General features: G+C 72.9%; 14 protein-coding genes. 2 read left to right on the forward strand and 12 right to left on the reverse strand.

Going from position 1 to position 16027, the window contains the following annotated elements; genetic code table 11:
• Positions 1-225: 225 nt before the first annotated feature.
• Positions 226-612 carry a YciI family protein gene (locus tag AB0A90_RS19890; RefSeq protein ID WP_357249716.1) on the forward strand — a complete coding sequence of 129 codons (387 nt, stop codon included), beginning with the start codon at positions 226-228 and terminating at the stop codon, positions 610-612.
• The gene (locus AB0A90_RS19895) at positions 612-1832 is read left to right on the forward strand and encodes a sigma-70 family RNA polymerase sigma factor (protein WP_357249719.1); all 1221 of its coding nucleotides are present in this window, start codon (positions 612-614) and stop codon (positions 1830-1832) included. The genes AB0A90_RS19890 and AB0A90_RS19895 overlap by 1 nt, the downstream gene beginning before the upstream one ends.
• A gap of 85 nt (positions 1833-1917) precedes the next feature.
• On the opposite strand, the gene AB0A90_RS19900 is transcribed toward AB0A90_RS19895, so the two are convergent.
• The 12 genes from AB0A90_RS19900 to AB0A90_RS19955 all read right to left on the reverse strand — a co-directional run bounded on the left by AB0A90_RS19900 (position 1918) and on the right by AB0A90_RS19955 (position 15974).
• Positions 1918-3348 (reverse strand): endo-1,4-beta-xylanase, encoded by a 1431-nt coding sequence (locus tag AB0A90_RS19900; protein ID WP_357249722.1) that lies wholly within the window; start codon positions 3346-3348, stop codon positions 1918-1920.
• Positions 3349-3703: 355 nt separating this feature from the next.
• The gene (locus AB0A90_RS19905) at positions 3704-4165 is read right to left on the reverse strand and encodes a MaoC family dehydratase (RefSeq protein ID WP_357249724.1); all 462 of its coding nucleotides are present in this window, start codon (positions 4163-4165) and stop codon (positions 3704-3706) included.
• A gap of 17 nt (positions 4166-4182) precedes the next feature.
• Entirely contained in the window at positions 4183-5331 is a 1149-nt protein-coding gene (locus AB0A90_RS19910) for an acyl-CoA dehydrogenase family protein (protein ID WP_357249727.1), read from the reverse strand.
• 50 nt (positions 5332-5381) lie between these two features.
• Entirely contained in the window at positions 5382-8168 is a 2787-nt protein-coding gene (locus AB0A90_RS19915) for an AAA family ATPase (protein WP_357249730.1), read from the reverse strand.
• Between the two features lie 63 nt (positions 8169-8231).
• The gene (locus tag AB0A90_RS19920; RefSeq protein ID WP_357250294.1) at positions 8232-8843 is read right to left on the reverse strand and encodes a TetR/AcrR family transcriptional regulator; all 612 of its coding nucleotides are present in this window, start codon (positions 8841-8843) and stop codon (positions 8232-8234) included.
• Positions 8844-8937: 94 nt separating this feature from the next.
• Positions 8938-9705: an SDR family oxidoreductase gene (locus tag AB0A90_RS19925; protein WP_357249733.1), complete on the reverse strand. Its 768-nt coding sequence runs from the start codon at positions 9703-9705 to the stop codon at positions 8938-8940.
• 363 nt (positions 9706-10068) lie between these two features.
• Complete coding sequence (locus AB0A90_RS19930; RefSeq protein WP_357249736.1) at positions 10069-11355, reverse strand: ABC transporter substrate-binding protein; 1287 nt, start codon at positions 11353-11355, stop codon at positions 10069-10071.
• 84 nt (positions 11356-11439) lie between these two features.
• Positions 11440-12537: a branched-chain amino acid ABC transporter permease gene (locus AB0A90_RS19935; protein WP_357249739.1), complete on the reverse strand. Its 1098-nt coding sequence runs from the start codon at positions 12535-12537 to the stop codon at positions 11440-11442.
• Positions 12534-13412 carry a branched-chain amino acid ABC transporter permease gene (locus AB0A90_RS19940; protein ID WP_357249741.1) on the reverse strand — a complete coding sequence of 293 codons (879 nt, stop codon included), beginning with the start codon at positions 13410-13412 and terminating at the stop codon, positions 12534-12536. The genes AB0A90_RS19935 and AB0A90_RS19940 overlap by 4 nt, the downstream gene beginning before the upstream one ends.
• Before the next feature lie 30 nt (positions 13413-13442).
• Positions 13443-14165 (reverse strand): ABC transporter ATP-binding protein, encoded by a 723-nt coding sequence (locus tag AB0A90_RS19945; protein ID WP_357249744.1) that lies wholly within the window; start codon positions 14163-14165, stop codon positions 13443-13445.
• Positions 14162-14947 carry an ATP-binding cassette domain-containing protein gene (locus AB0A90_RS19950; RefSeq protein WP_357249747.1) on the reverse strand — a complete coding sequence of 262 codons (786 nt, stop codon included), beginning with the start codon at positions 14945-14947 and terminating at the stop codon, positions 14162-14164. Before AB0A90_RS19950 ends, AB0A90_RS19945 begins: the two co-directional genes overlap by 4 nt.
• A 136-nt stretch (positions 14948-15083) precedes the next feature.
• On the reverse strand, positions 15084-15974 hold the full coding sequence (locus AB0A90_RS19955) for an alpha/beta hydrolase (RefSeq protein WP_357249750.1): 891 nt from the start codon (positions 15972-15974) through the stop codon (positions 15084-15086).
• Positions 15975-16027: the final 53 nt, after the last annotated feature.

The raw sequence follows: 16027 nt of genomic DNA on the forward strand, positions 1-16027 counted from the left end.
GGCGCCCCCGCAACCCACCCCCCTCAGGGCCACCCCCCGCAGTTCCACCCCCCTCACCCCCCGCACCGCCCCCACCGCCCCAGACCGGGGGGGGGGGCCGGGCCCCCCCCCCCCGCCACCGCCCGCGGCAAGAGATCATTGAGGCGCCGTGTCGATCCGCGCGCCGCTCGTTCGACATGGAGGTGCGCGGGCCGGGAGGTGGCCCCGCCGGACGAGGAGAACGCGATGTCGAAGTACATGCTCATCATGCGGGGCACCGACGAGACGAACGCGGCCATGATGGCCAACATCGACGAGGCGATGGCCGCGACCGGCCGGTTCATCGAGGAGATGATGGAGGCCGGTGTTCTCGTCGCGGCCGAAGGGCTGGACGATCCGGGCCGGGGCGTCGTGGTCGACTTCAGCGGCGAGGCCCCGGTGGTCACCGACGGGCCGTACGGCGAGACCAGGGAACTGTTCGGCGGCTACTTCCTGCTCGATGTCGCCACCCAACAGGAGGCGGTCGAGTGGGCCAAGCGGTTCCCGGCGGGCCGCGGGTCCAAGATCGAGGTCCGGCGGGTGGCCGAGCCCGACGAGGTCCCGCACGGCAGCGAGAGCAACGGCCAGATCTGATGGGTACGGCCGACGTCGAGGCCGTCTGGCGGGTCGAGTCGGCCCGGATCGTCGCCGCGCTGACCCGGTTCACCGGCGATTTCGGGCTGGCCGAGGACGCCGCCCAGGAGGCGGTGGCCGAGGCGCTGGTGTCGTGGCCGCGCGCCTCACCTGCCAACCCGGCCGGCTGGCTGATGGCCACGGCCCGGCGGCGGGCGATCGACGCGATCCGCCGCCGCGTCGCCCTCCAGGACCGGTACGCCCTGCTGGCGGCCGACCCGGCCGTCGACCCACCTGTCGACGAGGACGTCGATCCCGACCGGATCGACGACGACGTCCTGGCGTTGATGTTCGTCAGCTGCCACCCGGTGCTCTCCCCGGCGGCCCGGGTGGCGCTGACCCTGCGCGTGGTCGGCGGGCTGACCAGCGAGGAGGTCGCCCGGGCGCTCCTGGTACCCGTGCCGACCGTGCAGGCCCGCATCACCCGGGCCAAGAAGACGATCGCGGCGGCCGGGGTGCCGTTCGAGCTGCCGCCGGCCGCCGAGCGCCGGGAACGCCTGGACGGTGTGCTCAGCGTCCTCTACGTGATCTTCACCGAAGGGTCGACGGCCACGTCGGGCGACCGGCTGTTGCGCCCCGACGTCGCGTCCGAGGCGATCCGGCTGACCCGTACGCTCGCGGCGCTGCAACCGGACGAACCGGAGGTGCACGGCCTCCTCGCGTTGTGCGAGCTGACGGCCGCGCGCTTTCCGGCCCGAACCGGTCCGGATGGCGCGCCGGTGCTGCTCGCCGATCAGGACCGCCGGTTGTGGGACCGTACGGCGATCCGCCGCGGGCTGGCCGCGCTGGCCCGGGCGTCGACACGCGGCCCGTACGGCCTGCAGGCCGCGATCGCCGCCACCCACGCGGCGGCGCCCTCGGTCGAGGAGACCGACTGGGACCGGATCGTGGTGCTCTACGAGGCACTCGGCCGGGCCGCGCCCTCTGCGGTGGTCGAGCTCAACCGGGCCGTCGCCGTGGCCATGGCCTCGGGTCCCGCACCAGCCCTGGCCATCGTGGACGAGCTGATCGGCGCGAACCGGCTCCCCGGCTCGCACCTGGTCCCGACCGTACGCGGTGAGCTACTGACCCGCCTCGGCCGGCGACCGGAGGCGCGCGCCGAACTGGAGCTGGCCGCCCGGCTGTGCGCCAACCAGCGTGAGCGCTCGGTCCTCCTGGGCAAGGCGGCGGCGCTGAGCTGACGTCGGCCAGCCGTGGATCCGATCTGGTCACAGAGGACGGGGCGGCGACGGAATCCGTCGCCGCCCCGTCAGCGTGCGGTGGTGCTCAGGAGGCGGTGCAGGAAAGCACCTGTGGACGTGTCCAGTTGCCGTTGGCCATCGTGGTGAAGCCGAAGACGTTGCCGCTGCCGTTCGACCGCATCGTCATGACGTTTCCGCTGCTGTCCCAGGTGGGGCTGCCGTTCCAGGTGGCGGACACCTTCTGTGGCGGGGTGACGGCCACCACGACGCTCCAGTTGCTCGCCCCGCTGACGGTCACCTGACTGTTGAACCGGTCGCCCCACCGGGTGCTGTCCTGCAGCGTCGCGGTGCAACCGCCGCCGGGCGGAGGCGTGGTGGGCGGCACGGAGGTCGGCGGCGCGGTGGTCGGCGGCGCGGAGGTGGGCGGAGTGGAGGTCGGCGGAGTGGAGGTCGGCGGGGCGCTCGTCGGCGGGGCCGTCGTCGGGACCGGGGCGCCGTTGTTCAGCGCGGCGAGGACGGCGTCGTACGCCGGCTTCTTGGAGCCGTTGCTGTTGAACAGCAGCGGCGTCTGCGAGGCCAGCCACGAGTCGCTGTCGCGGATGCCCCAGACCGTGATCCCGTTGCAGCGGGGCACGGCCATGCAGTCCTCCACCACGCTGCGGTAGGTGTTCGCCGGAGCGCCCTGGATGTCCAGCTCGGTGATCTGCACGTCCACGCCCAGCGCCGCGAAGCTCGACAACGTGGTGCGGTAGTTGCTCACGTACGGCGAGTTGTTGTTGAAGTGCGACTGGAAGCCGACGCAGTCGATCGGCACGCCACGGGCCTTGAAGTCGCGCACCATGTTGTAGACGCCCTGGGTCTTGGCGTGCGTCCAGTTGTCGGTGTTGTAGTCGTTGTAGCAGAGCTTCGCGCCCGGATCCGCGGCGTCCGCCGCCCGGAACGCCGCCTCGATCCAGTCGTTGCCCGTGCGCTGCAGGTTCGAGTCGCGACGGCCCCCGGAGCTGCCGTCGGCGAACGCCTCGTTCACCACGTCCCACGCGACCACCTGACCACGGAAGTGCGTGGCCACCTGCGTCACGTGGTTGAGCATCGCCTGCCGCAGCGCGCTGCCACTCATGCTCTCCATCCAGCCGGGCTGCTGCGAGTGCCACGCGAGGGTGTGACCCCGCACGCTCATGCCGCGGCTTCGCGCGTGGTTGACGATCTGCTCCGCCGCGGTGTAGCTGAACCGACCCTGCTGCGGCTCGGTGGCGTTCATCTTCATCTCGTTCTCGGCCGTGACCATGTTGAACTCACGGTTCAAGATCGTGGTGTACGCGTTGTCGCTCAACCGGCTCGCGGCCACCGCCGTGCCAAAATAGCGACCCTTCTCGGCGGCGGACGCGCCCAGGGTGGTTCCGGCGCTCGCCGTGCTCGGCAGGAACGCTGCACCTGTCGCGGCGAGCAGAGCCGCGGCGGCGAGGACGATAGCCGTACGCGCTCGTGGGCGGGTGTCCCCGTGGCACCTTTCGGTCATGTCTTTCCTTCCGGTGAACCCGGGCTGGGGTGACTGACGCGGCACCCCGGTGGGTGGTGGTGGTCATCGACTCCGATGGATGTGGAGTATGTCAGCGCCGCTGATCGACGAGCAACAATTTCCGGAAGTTTTACGAGACCCGCAGGGCGCCGTGCAGCTGCCGACCAGACAGCTGCCCTGGTGGGCGTCTAGTTGGCGGGAGCGAGAGGTGGGGAGCCGACGGGCGGGACAGCGCGGCGGAGACGGGTGGGCCACAAGTTCCGGAACTTCTCCGCAAGGCAGAGCCGCCGCAACGACGACCTGGACGAGGAATTCCGCACCTGGCTGAGGCGGTGGGCGCAGCCGGCGACCATCATCACCTCGTCGCGTGGTAGAGCCGGCTGACGGTCTCGGCCACACAGACGGGCTTGCCGCCGCTGTCGCTCTCCACGGTGACCGTCGCGACCACCTGCACGCCGCCGGTCACCGCGGACACCTCGGCGAACGTGACAGCGGCCCGGACGGCGGCGCCGACCCGCACCGGGGCGGGAAAGCGGACCCGGTTCAGCCCGTAGTTGACCCCCATCGCCACCCCCTCCACCCGGTAGAGCCGGCCGGCCAGCGCCGGCAGCAGCGACAGCGTCAGGTACCCGTGGGCGACGGTCCCGCCGAACGGGCCCGAAGCGGCCCGGACCGGGTCGAGGTGGATCCACTGGTGGTCGTCGGTGGCGTCGGCGAAGAGGTCGACCCGGCTCTGCTCGATCCGCTCCCACGGACCGGGTCCGAGGGTCTCGCCGACCGCGGTGGCCAGTTCCTCGACCGAGCTGAAGACTCGCATGTCAGGTCTCCCGGAGACTAGAAGGCGTTGACGCCGGTGAGCGCGCGTCCGATGAGGAGTTGCTGGATCTGGCTGGTGCCCTCGTAGAGGGTGGCGACCCGGGCGTCACGCAGGTACTTGCCGACCGGGTATTCGTCGATGTAGCCGTACCCGCCGAAGACCTGGACCGCGTTGTTGGCCGCGCGGACGGCGGCCTCGCTGGCGAAGAGCTTGGCCATCGACGCCTCGGTGGCGAACGGCTGGTCCCGGTCGATCAGGTCGGCCACCTGCCACACCAGCAGCCGGGCGGCGGCGGTGTCCACGGCGATGGCGGTGAGCAGTTGTTGGACGAGCTGGTGCCCCGCGATGGGCTTGCCGAACTGGGTGCGCTGCCCGGCGTAGCCGACCGCCGCGTCGAGGCAGCCCTGGGCGATGCCGACGCACCCGGCGGCCACCGACATCCGGCCCTTGGCGAGGGTCGCGAGGGCCAGCCGGAACCCGGCGCCCTCGCCGCCGAGGCGGGCGGCGTCGGGCACGCGTACCCCGTCGAGGCTCAACTCCCCGGTGGCCTGGCCGCGCAGTCCCAGCTTGCCGTGGATCTCCCGTCGGGTCAGCCCCGGACTGTCGGTGGGCACCAGGAACGCGCTGATGCCGCGGTGCCCGGGGCCGCCGGTGCGGGCGAAGACCAGCGCGACGTCGGCGGTGGTGCCGTTGGTGATGAACGTCTTCGTGCCGGTGAGCAGCCAGTCGGTGCCGGCACGGACCGCGCGGGTGCGCAGCGCGGCGGCGTCCGAGCCGCTGTCCGGCTCGGTCAGCGCGAAACAGCCAAGCGCGGTGCCGGCGCAGAGCCGGGGCAGCCACTCGGCCCGCTGCTCGGCCGTGCCGTGGCCGGCGATCGACTTCGCGACCAGGCCGAGGGAGACCGAGACGATGCCGCGCACCGCCGAGTCGCCCCGGCCCAGCTCCTCCAGGACCAGGCAGTACGCGAGGTGGTCGCCGCCGGAACCGCCGTCGGCCTCGGCGATGGTCAGCCCCAGGAAGCCCAGGTCGCCGAGCATGCCGACGATGGCGGGGTCGACCGACTCGCGCCGGTCCCAGACGGCGGCGTGCGGCACCAGCTCACGGTCGGCGAACTCGGCGGCCAGCTGGCGGACCGCGGCCTGCTCGGCGGAGAGGGTGAGGTCCATGGCCTTTAAACTAGCGGTGATAGTTTATGCCGTCCAGAGCGGACCCCGGGTCACCGGTCGGAGGCCAGCCCGGCGTGCCGCTCGCCCGCGAACGCGCGGGCCAACTCGGTCCGCGAGCGAATACCGAGGCGGTGGAACACATTGCGCAGGTGATGGTCGACCGTGCGGATCGAGAGGAACATCTGGGCCGCGATCTCGCGGTTGGTGGCACCCTCCGCGACCAGCTCCGCGATCCGCAGTTGCTGGCCGGTCAGCAGCCGCGCCGCCGGCAGGTCCGGCGGCCCGACCGACTCCCCGGCGGCCCGCAGCTCCGAGGTGGCCCGCTCGGCCCAGCACGCCACCCCGAGCAGGTTGAACGTCTCCCGGGCCCGGTGCAGGTGCGTACGCGCGTCACGTGGGCGTCGGCTGCGCCGCAGTTCCTGGCCGAAGAGCAGCTCGGTGCGGGCCAGCTCGAACGTGCCGGCCTCCGTCGGGTGCAGCCGTAGCGCCGCCTGGAAATTGCGTTCCGCCTCGGCGCTGCCCCGGGGGGCGAGCAGCGCGTGACACCGGGCGGACAGTGCCCGGCGCAGCGGGCTCGCCGTGCTGCTGGCCCATCTGTCGAACACGGTGAGCGCGGCCGCGGCCGCCGGTCGGTGTGCGAGGTGCGCCGCCGCCTCCACCAGGTACGGCGTCGCCATCACCTGCACCAGGACCTGGCCTCGACCGGTGCCGAGCCGAGCCAGCGACGCCAGCCGGTCCGCGGCCTCGGCGTGCCGCCCGTCGATGAGGTCGAGCACCGCCAGCGCCCAGCCGGCGAGCGCGTGTGGACGGCTGCCCGGCGTCGGCGACTCGCCGATCTCGCGGATCTGCCGCAGGCTGGTGTCGCGGTCGGACCGGATCGCGGCGAGCACCGCGAGCATGCCCAGGTGGACGTTGGCGCAGTTGACCTGACCCGTGGCGCGAGCGACCCGCAGCCCGTCGCGGGAGGTCTCCGCAGCCGCCTCGTGCCGGCCCTGCCAGTACTCGGCGATCGCCCGCAGCTCCAGCGCTCGCGGCAGCATGGACAACTCACCCCGATCGCGGGCCAGCGCGACCGCGCGCTCGGCGAGCCGGTGCGCCGCGCCGTCCACGGCGACCACCAGGCCGGCCGCCGCCGCACAGGTGAGCGCGGTGGGGGTCATCGCCGACCCGTTCAACCGGGCACCCAGCACGACGGCGCGGCGTAGCGTCGGGCCGGCCCGTTCGTGGTCGCCCCGCAGGGTCGCCGCCACCCCGGTGACCAGGCTGCCCATCAGCTCCATCGCCGGCGGGTCGGTCGGCCGCCGTAGGGCCAGCGCCCGCCGACCGACCTCGGCGTACCGGTACTGGTCGCCGGCGAAGCAGACGGCCTCGCCGGCTCGTACCAGCCCGGACATCGCCAGGAACCGGTCGCTGTCGGCGACCGCTCCGGCCGCGTCCAGCAGTCGGGCCGAGGCACCCGACGCCGTGCCGCACCGCAGCTCCAACTCGCCGCGCAGCAGGTCGGCGCGGCCCCGCAGGGTCGGGTCCGGGGCGACCGCACGCAGGCGGTCGAGCAGCAGCCGGGCCACCTCGGGTCGCCCGCCGGCCCAGGCGTACTGGGCGGCGCCCAGCAGCCGGACGGCCGTCTGGGTCGGATTGTCGCTGAGGTCGGCGGCCCAGCGCAGCGCCTCCGCGGCAACGGCCCAGCCACCGGCGCCGCCCGAGGCCGCCTCCTCCAACTCCGCGGCCAGGGCCGGATCGGTGCCTGCCGTGGCGGCGGCCAGGTGCATCGCCCGGCGCAGCCGCTGCCCGTCGTCGCTCAGCACCCCGGCCAACAGCCGGTGTGCGGCGCGGCGCTCGGCGAGCGGCGCGCTGGCCACGATCATCGTGCGAACCAACGGTTGGGGGAAGGTGACGCCCTGCGGCTCGACGCGGACCAGGCCGGCGACCTCCGCCGGGGCGAGGGCCTCGACCTCGGTGCCGGCGGCTCCGGCAGCCCGGATCAGCGTGCCCGGCGTACCGTCCTGGTCGAGCGCGGCGAGCAGCAGCATCCGCCTTGTGTCCGGCGGCAACCGGTCCAGCCGCGCCCGGTACGCGCGGCCCAGCGCGCCGTCCTCCGGCGGCGCGGCGGGTAGCGGCTCCTCGCCCCGCCACTGGGCCGGGCTGAGTACCTCGGCGAGGTCCACCAGGGCCTGCGGGTTGCCGCCGCCGATCGCGGCCAGGGCGGTCACCACCGACGCGGCGGGCCGCTCGGGTAGCCGGTCGGTGAGGACGGCGACGCTGCTGCGCGCGTCGAGCGGCCGGAGGCGGTGCGCCGGTATCCCGTCGATCGTGACCCCGACGTCCGCGGTGAGCAGGACGACGATCGGTAGGTGCCGCAGCCGGCGGGCCACGACGGCCAGCACCTGCCCGGTCAGCGGGTCGCCCCGATCCACGTCGTCCATGGTGACGAGCAACGGGCGGTCCCGTGCCCCGTCGGCGAGGATCCCGAGCACGGCCATCGAGAGGGCCAGCCGGCGATGGGCTGGGCACCCGTCCCCACCCAGTGCCCGCCGGAGCAGGTCGCGCTGCGGCGTTGGCAGGGCCGCGGCGTGGTGCAGCACCGGGTCGAGCAGTCGTTGCAGACCCGCGTACGGCAGCGCGGCCTCCTCGGCCAGTCCGCTCGCGGCGAGGACGGTGACGCCCTCGGCGTGGCAGTGGGCGTGGCCGAGCAGCGCGGTGCGGCCCGAACCCGGTTCACCGTGCAGCAGCAGGGCACCGCCACCGTTGGTCACGCCGTCGAGCAGGCACCGGACGGCGCGGCATTCGTCGTCCCGGCCACGCAGCACGGTTAGTTGCACTCTCGATGCAGTAACCATGCATGAAGTGTCACTCATCGGTAACCGAATGGAAAGAGGAGGCGATATCGGGCCGAGCCGGAATCAGTCGGCCGCGACCTCGGCCAGCAGCGCGCCCACCGTCCGGGCCATCACGGCGCGGGCCGAGTCCACGCCCAGCCCGAGCCCGTAGCGCAGCATCGACCAGGCCTGCCACGTGCTCGCCGCCACCAGGGCGTTGAGCAACTGCTCCCGCCCCGGCCCGGCCGCGGCCAGCTCGACGGCGAAGAGCTCGGCGACCTCGTCGCGGACCCGTTCGATGTGCTTGAGGCGGTTGCGGTGCAGCTGCTCGGAGACCGGCTCGCGCATCTGGGCGGCCCGCGCCGACGGCGCGATGAGCTGGAGCAACCGGGCCCGCTGCCGGCAGTACGCGTCGACCCGCTTCGCCAGCGGCAGCCCGGGAGAGATCGGCCGATGCGCGGCGTCCTGCTGCCGGAGCACCTCCGCGCCGCTGGCCTCGAAGAGCGTCTCCATGTCCTTGAAGTTGGTCCAGAGCGTCCGCAGCGAGATGCCGGCCCGATCGGCGATGCGTTCCCCGGTCGGGCGCAGGTCCCCCTCGCCGATGAGCGCGAGGTGAGCCTCGACGATGGCCGCGCGGGTGCGCTCGGCCCGGGCGGTACGCCCGTCGACCCGGCTCGCGACCTCGACCCCGTCCATCCGCCCCCGCCCCTTCACCGCCACGGCGCCTCCCGACGCACCGACGAGTCTAGACAGGCGGTGATCAGCGACCCCGGGCCGACCGCTGGCCTGCTCATCCGGCTCGGCCCGTCAGCGAGACGCCACCGTCACAGACGACTGTCTGCCCGGTAATCCAGGCGGCGTCGTCGGAGGCCAGGAAGGCGACCGCGCCCGCCACGTCCGGCGGCAGCCCGAGGCGTCCGAGCGGGTAGTGTGCCGCGACCTCCTCCTCCCGCCCCCGGTAGAGCGCGGCGGCGAAGCGGGTCTTCACCACGCCGGGGGCGACCGCGTTGACCCGGACCGCCGGCCCCAGCTCCACCGCGAGGCTGGCGGTAAGGTGGTTGAGCGCGGCCTTGCTGACGCCGTAGAAGGCGATGCCGGGCGACGGCGCGAGACCGGCGATCGACGAGACGTTGACGACGCAGCCGCCGCGCTCGGTCATGCCCGCGGCGCAGACCTCCTGCACCCAGCCGAGCGTGGCGACCAGGTTGACGTCGAGGATCTTGCGGGCGGCGGCCGCGTCCAGCCCGAGCAGCGGACCGTGCACCGGGTTGATGCCCGTGTTGTTGACCAGGAGATCCACCGGCCCGAACGTCGCGCCGACCTGACGCACGGCAGCGGCTCGATGCGCGGGGTCGTCGGCGCGGCCCGGCACCGCCAGGGCGTACTCCGGCCCACCGAGGACGGTGACCGCCTCGGCCAGCGCCTCGGGGTGTCGGGCGGTGACGCCGACCCGGGCACCCTCGGCGACGAGGCGTTCGGCGATGGCCAGGCCGATCCCGCGACTGGCGCCGGTGACGATGGCGACGCGGCCCGCAAGCCGGCCCGAATATGCATTCACAGTGCAGATAGTAGGAGCGGCGATCGGTGTCGGTCAACGTCTTCCGGGAACACCGCCGGGGGGGCGCGCAGCCGTCCGGCCGGGGGGGGGGGGGGGCGGGCGGCCCCCCCCCCCGGGCGGCGGGAGCGCGCCGCGAACCGGTCACGGGTGGGGGGGGCAGGGTTGCCGCGAACCTTCTCGCTGTAATGCGGGGTTGGTGGGGGGGCCCGTGGGGGGGGGGCGTGGTCACGCGTGACCACGCCCGGCCGGACGCTCCTAGCCCTCCGAACTCACGGTTTCGGTTGTCGACAGTGGGGGGATGCCCCCGTGCGCCGGGACCGAACGTGCACGATCGCGGAGCAGGAAGGCGAGGCTCGGCGACGCTCAGGAGGCCGTGGGCACCCCGTTCGCCGGTGGCGCGGCCGGGGTGGCCGTGTACTCGTTGACCGGCCCGTCCGCCTCGTCGGTCTCGTACGCCGGCCCGAAGTAGCTCTGCACTCCCCCGGTCACCCGGCTCAGCCGCTGACCGCCGTACCCGGAGTGGTCCTTCGCGGAGAAGCGCAGCGGTACCAGCCCGGGACCCTGGAAGCCGCCCTTCTGCACGGCCTCCAGCACCTTCTCCCGGGTGAGGTCCTTGCCGGCGGCGAGCAACGTCTGCACGAAGAGGTAACCGACCGACATGCCGTAGACGGTGTTGCCGTCGAACGGCGCGTCCCCGTTGTGCTCCTTGTTGATCTTGGTGAAGAGCTGGATCCAAGGGTTCGCGGTGTCGTTCTGCATCGGCAGGTAGTTGGTGCCGACCATGCCCTCCAGGATCGGGGCGGCCGCGCCGAGCTGCTTGGCCAGGGTCGGGTAGTCGGCGCCGACGTTGGAGACCAGCCACTGCGCCTTGAAGCCCAGCCGGGCGGCGGTGCCGACGGAGAGCGCGGTGAAGCCGGGCACGGTGGCGAGCACGACGACCTTGCACCCAGCCGCCTTGAACGCGCCGATCTGCGGCGCCACGTTGGTGTTGCTGGTGACGTAGGTCTGCTTGACCGCCACGGCACCGGCGCCGAGCACCTTCTCCACGCCGGCCAGGCTGTCCCGGCCGAAGTCGTCGTCCTGGCCGAGGAAGCAGACCTTCTGGCCGGCCAGGTTCGCCTTCGCGTAGTTGGCGAGGATCTTGCCCTCGACCGTGTAGTCCGGGTTGAACCCGAACGTGCCCGGATACTTGTCCGGCTGGTCCCAACTGCGGCTGCCCGAGGCGACGAAGAGGTCCGGCACCCGGTTGCTCTTCAGGAAGTCGAGCACGCCACTGTGCGTCGGCGTGCCGAGACCGTTGAGGACGGCGAAGACCTTGTCCTGCAGGACGAGCTGACGTACGACCTGCTGGGTGTTCGCCGGGTTGTAGCCGTCGTCCATGATCTTGTAGGTGATCTTCCGACCGTGCACGCCGCCGTTGGCGTTGACGTAGTCGAAGTACGCCTTCGTCGCCGGGGCGATCTTCGAGTAGCCGGCCGAGGCCGGCCCGGTGAGCGGCATGTGGGTGCCGACGACGACCTCGGTGTCGGTGACGCCCGGCACCGATGCCCCGCCGGGACCGGAGCCGTCGTCACCGCTGCAACCAGCGGCGGCGGCCAACAGGGCGATGGTGCTGGCGATCGCGAGACCACGTTGTGCCAAACGGTGCATGGAGAACACCGACCTTTCTCGGTCCGGTTTGTGGGGAACGGTGTGGGTGGTGGAACGCCCGGCCGGGGCCGGGCACGGAGCAGCTCAGGAACGCCGGGTCCGCAGACGCCGACCAAGACGGGACAGCAGTCCCTGTACGCCACCGGGTGCCGCGATCATGACGACGATCAAGGTGAGGCCGAAGATCGCCAGCGGCAGGTTTCCCTCCAGCCGCTGCGCCACCGCGGGCGAGAGCGTGAGCAACTCGGTCGCGGAGTGGGTGAGGTCGGGCAGGGCGACCAGTAGGACGGCCCCCCACAACGCGCCGGTGAGGCGGCCGAGACCACCGATCACCACGGCCATCAGCAGGAACAGCGACAGGGTCAGCGAGAACGCCCCGGGCGAGACGCTCTGCGCGAGCACCGCCAGCAGCGCCCCGCCGAGCCCGGCGGTGGCGGCACTGACCACGAACGCGAGGACCTGGGTGCGGGCCACGTGGATGCCGGCCAGTCGGGCCGCCACCTCGTCGTCCCGAACCGCCCGGAAGGTGCGCCCGTACCGGCTGCGGATCAGGTTGGCCAGCAGCAGCAACGCCAGCAGGGTCGCCGCGCCGGTGAGCCAGAGCTGCCACCGCTCGTAGGGGAAGTACGGGCCGAGCGACATCGGCGGCGGCTCCACCGGCACCGACAGCCCCTGCTCGCCGTTGAAGACACCGTCGAAGGTGACGGCCAGCGCCGGCACGACGACGGCCACCGCGAGGGTCACCCCGGCCAGGTAGGGACCGCGCAGCCGGGCCGCCGCCACGCCGACCACCGCACCGACCGCGACCGTGCTGACGATCGCCGCGCCCAGCGAGAGCGGCAGCAGCCAGCCGCTCGTCATCCCCCGGTCGGCGAACGCGTTCTGGCACAGGGCCACGGTGTACGCCCCGGTGGCCATCAACGCGCCGTGCCCGAGCGACAGTTGACCGTTGAGTCCGGTGAGGACGGTCAGCCCGGCGGTCGCGCAGAGGTAGGCGGCCACGGTGGCGAGCTGGAAGTTGCGGAACGGCTCGACGGCGTAGCTGACCCCGACCAGCAGGAGCCCGACGACGAGCACGATCGCGAGGTGGCGCAGCAGGGTCGAGCCGCGTCGCCGGTCGACGGGGCGGTCCGCCTCGGCGGTCTGCTGAATCGGCGGCACTGCCGCCCTCGTGGCGCTCACACCCGCCTCGCCGCGACCGGGGCGAACAGCCCACCGGGTCGGACCAGCAGCACCGCCAACAGCAGGACCAGCACCGCGAGCGGCGTCAGGTCGCTCCCGGCGTATCCGCTCACGTAGGAGAGCAGCAGCCCCACCACCAGGCCGCCGACCACCGCCCCCGGTGGGCTGTCCAGCCCACCGACCACCGCCGCGGTGAACGCCGAGACGAACACCAGGTCCATCGCGTGCGGGTGCAGGCCCAGCTCGGTCGGCATCACCAGCATGGCGGCCAGCGCGCCCACCCCGGAGGCGAGCGCCCAGCCGAGGGTCAACATGCCACCGACGTTGACCCCGAGCAGCCGGGACACCTCGGGGGCGAAGGCCGCCGCGCGCATCCGCAACCCGACCGGGGTACGGGCGAACATCCAGGCCAGGCCGCTGACCGCCACCGCGATCGTGGCGAAGACGAACAGGTCGTACGGTGACAGTACGGCCACCCCGCCGACGGTGAGCGCGGACCGACTGAACGGCGCCTCGGCGGGACGGAACTCGTTGCCGTACACCATGCCCAGCACGGCCTGGATCAACAGCACCAGCCCGAGCGCGACGATCACGGGGTTGAGCGGCGAGGCGTGGTCGACGTGCCGCATCACGACGCGGTCCACAAGCGCGCCGAGCAGCAGGCCGGCGACGATCGCGACCAGGAAGCCCAGCCAGTAGGAGCCGGTCGCGGCGCTGACGGTGTAGGCGACGTACGCGGCGGCGACGGCCATCGCCCCCTGGGCGAAGTTGACGACCCGCGCCGCCCGCCAGATGAGCACCAGGGCCAGCGCGAACGCGGCGTACACCGCGCCCCGGGACAGGCCGTCGATGGTGAGGAAGACGAAGCGGTCCAACAGTCCTCCCTCCGGGGGACGAGGTGGTGGTCAGAATCCGAGGTACGCGTGGCGCAGGTCGACGTCGTCACGCAGCTTCGCCGCCGGGGCGGCGATCACCACCTGACCGAGGGACATCACGACGCCCTGGTCGGCGACGGCGAGCGCGCTGCGCACGTTCTGCTCGACCAGCAGGACGGTCAGGCCGGTACGGTCGCGTAGCTGGCGCAGCAGGGCCATGGTCCGGGCGACCACCCGGGGCGCCAGGCCGAGCGACGGCTCGTCGAGCAGCAGCAGGCGAGGTCGGCCGACGAGTGCCCGGCCGAGCGCGAGCATCTGCCGCTCACCGCCGGAGAGCTGGTGGCCGAGGTGTCGGCGGCGTCGGGCCAGCGGCTCGAAGAGTTCGTAGACCTCGTCGAGGGCACGCGCCGCGTCGGCCCGGTCGCGCCGCCACAACCCGCCGAGCCGCAGGTTCTCGTCGACGGTCAGTTCACTGATCACACCCCGCCCCTCCGGCACGTGCGCCATGCCGCGCCGGACGAGCTGCTCGACCGGCGTGCCGCGCAGGTCCTCCCCGGCGAGGAGCACCTGGCCGGCGGCCGGGCGGATCATGCCGGAGAGCGCGCGCAGCAGGGTGGTCTTGCCGGCGCCGTTGGCGCCGACGACCGCGGCGATGGTGCCGGCCGGGACGGTGAGGTCGATGGCCCGCAACACGGGCGCGGCGCCGTAACCGGCGACCAGCCCCCGCACCACGAGCAGATCGGTCGCGGTCATGGGGAGACCTCCTCGACGGTGGCGCCGAGGTAGGCGTCGGTGACCGCCGGGTCGTCGCGGATCTCGTCCGGGGTGCCGGCGGCGATGACCCGGCCGAAGTCGAGCACCACGAGCTCGTCGCAGACGGCCATCACCAGGTCCATGTGGTGCTCGACCAGCAGCACCGCACAGGGGTCGTCGTCGCGCCGGGGCAGGTGCCGGACCAGCTCGGCCAGTTCGGCGATGTCGTCGGCGCCGAGGCCACCGGCGGGCTCGTCGAGCAGCAGCAGCCGGGGACGGGCGGCGAGCGCGCGGGCCAGGGCGACCCGCTGTCGTACGGCGAAGGGCAGTGTGGTGGGCGCGGCCTCGGCGTGCCCGGCGATCCCCAGGTCGTCGAGGATGGCCAGGGCGTGCTGACGGAGCCGGCGCTCGTCGCGGTCGCTGGCCGGCAGCCCGAGCAGGGCCGGGACGAAGCCCGCACGGGCGGTGTGGGAGGCGCCGGTCATCACGTTCTCCAGCACGGTCAGACCGGCGAAGAGGCCGGTCCCCTGCAGGGTCCGGGCGATGCCGAGCCGGGTCAGCCGGTGCGGACGTGGCCGCAGCGGTCGACCGTCGAGGGTGAGCGAGCCGGTCTCCGGCGCGACGAACCCGCAGATCACGTTGAACAGCGTGGTCTTGCCGGCGCCGTTGGGCCCGATCACGCCCACCACCCGGTTGGGCGGCACCCGCAGGGAGACGTCGTCGAGGGCGGTGAGGCCGCCGAAACGGACGCCGATGTGGTGCAGTTCAAGGCCGCGCTCCATCACCCATCCCTCTGTCGTGGCGGGTGTTTATTTACACTCGCAGTGTACGTTTCTCGGGTATCGCGTCAAGACCTTCAATGGCCCTGCGTGCACGCCGAAGGGGCGGCCGCCACCGGCGACCGCCCCGCGACCACGCTCAGGAACTGGGACAGGTGTTGCGATACTCCTCGATCTGCGATCCGCTCGGCCCGGGGCAGAGGAACTGCTCGTAGCGGGTGTCGTCGTCGACGAACCGCTTCAACCAGGCCACCATCTGCCGGGCGGTCGGCGTGTTCGTCGTCTGCGGGAAGAAGTGGCTCGCCCCGTTCAGCTCCAGGTACGCCTTCTCGGCGGAGGCCGGGATGCTGTTGTAGAACGGCACCGAGTGCGACGCGACGGGCGCGACGCTGTCGCTCTCGCCACCGATGATCAGCGTGGGCACCCGCAGCTCGGACCAGCTCTTGTCCAGGTTCCACGGCGCGAGCGGCACCGCGGCCTGCAACGACGGCCGCGACGAGGCCGCCTCCAGGGAGCCCCCGCCACCCATCGAGTGCCCGGCCACCGCGAGTCGACTGCTGTCGATCCGGGTGCGGACCGAGCTGCGCTGGGTGAGGTAGTCGAGCGCGGCCAGCAACTGGCGGCCCCGGCTGTCCGGCTGGTCCAGCCGGCTGTTGGTCTCGATGCCGATCACCACGAAGCCGTGCGAGGCGATCCGCGGTCCGAGCCAGCTGATGCTGGACCAGGCGGCGGTGTAACCGGGCGAGATGGCGATGGCGCCGAAGGTGCCCTCGCTGGTGCTGGTCGGGTAGTAGATGACGCCGCCGCCGAAGCCGGTGACGCTCAGCGACGACACGCTCTGCGACGCCGTGGCGAACGGGCCGCGACTGGCCTCCAGGATCGAGGTGGTCGGTGCCGGGCCGCGCTCGTACGGGCCGGCGGCCTGCGCGGCACCGGTCGGGCCGGAGAGGACGCCACCGGCGACCAGGACGGCGGCCACCGCGAGTCGGGCTACGACGGAACGGGGACGGGTGGTGGTTGGTGAGGACACGTCGGGCACTCCCTAGGGTCGAGGGATATCGACGTACGTCAGTTTTGGCCGGT

It is taken from the genome of Micromonospora sp. NPDC049204 (assembly GCF_040647935.1).
GTDB lineage: Bacteria > Actinomycetota > Actinomycetes > Mycobacteriales > Micromonosporaceae > Micromonospora.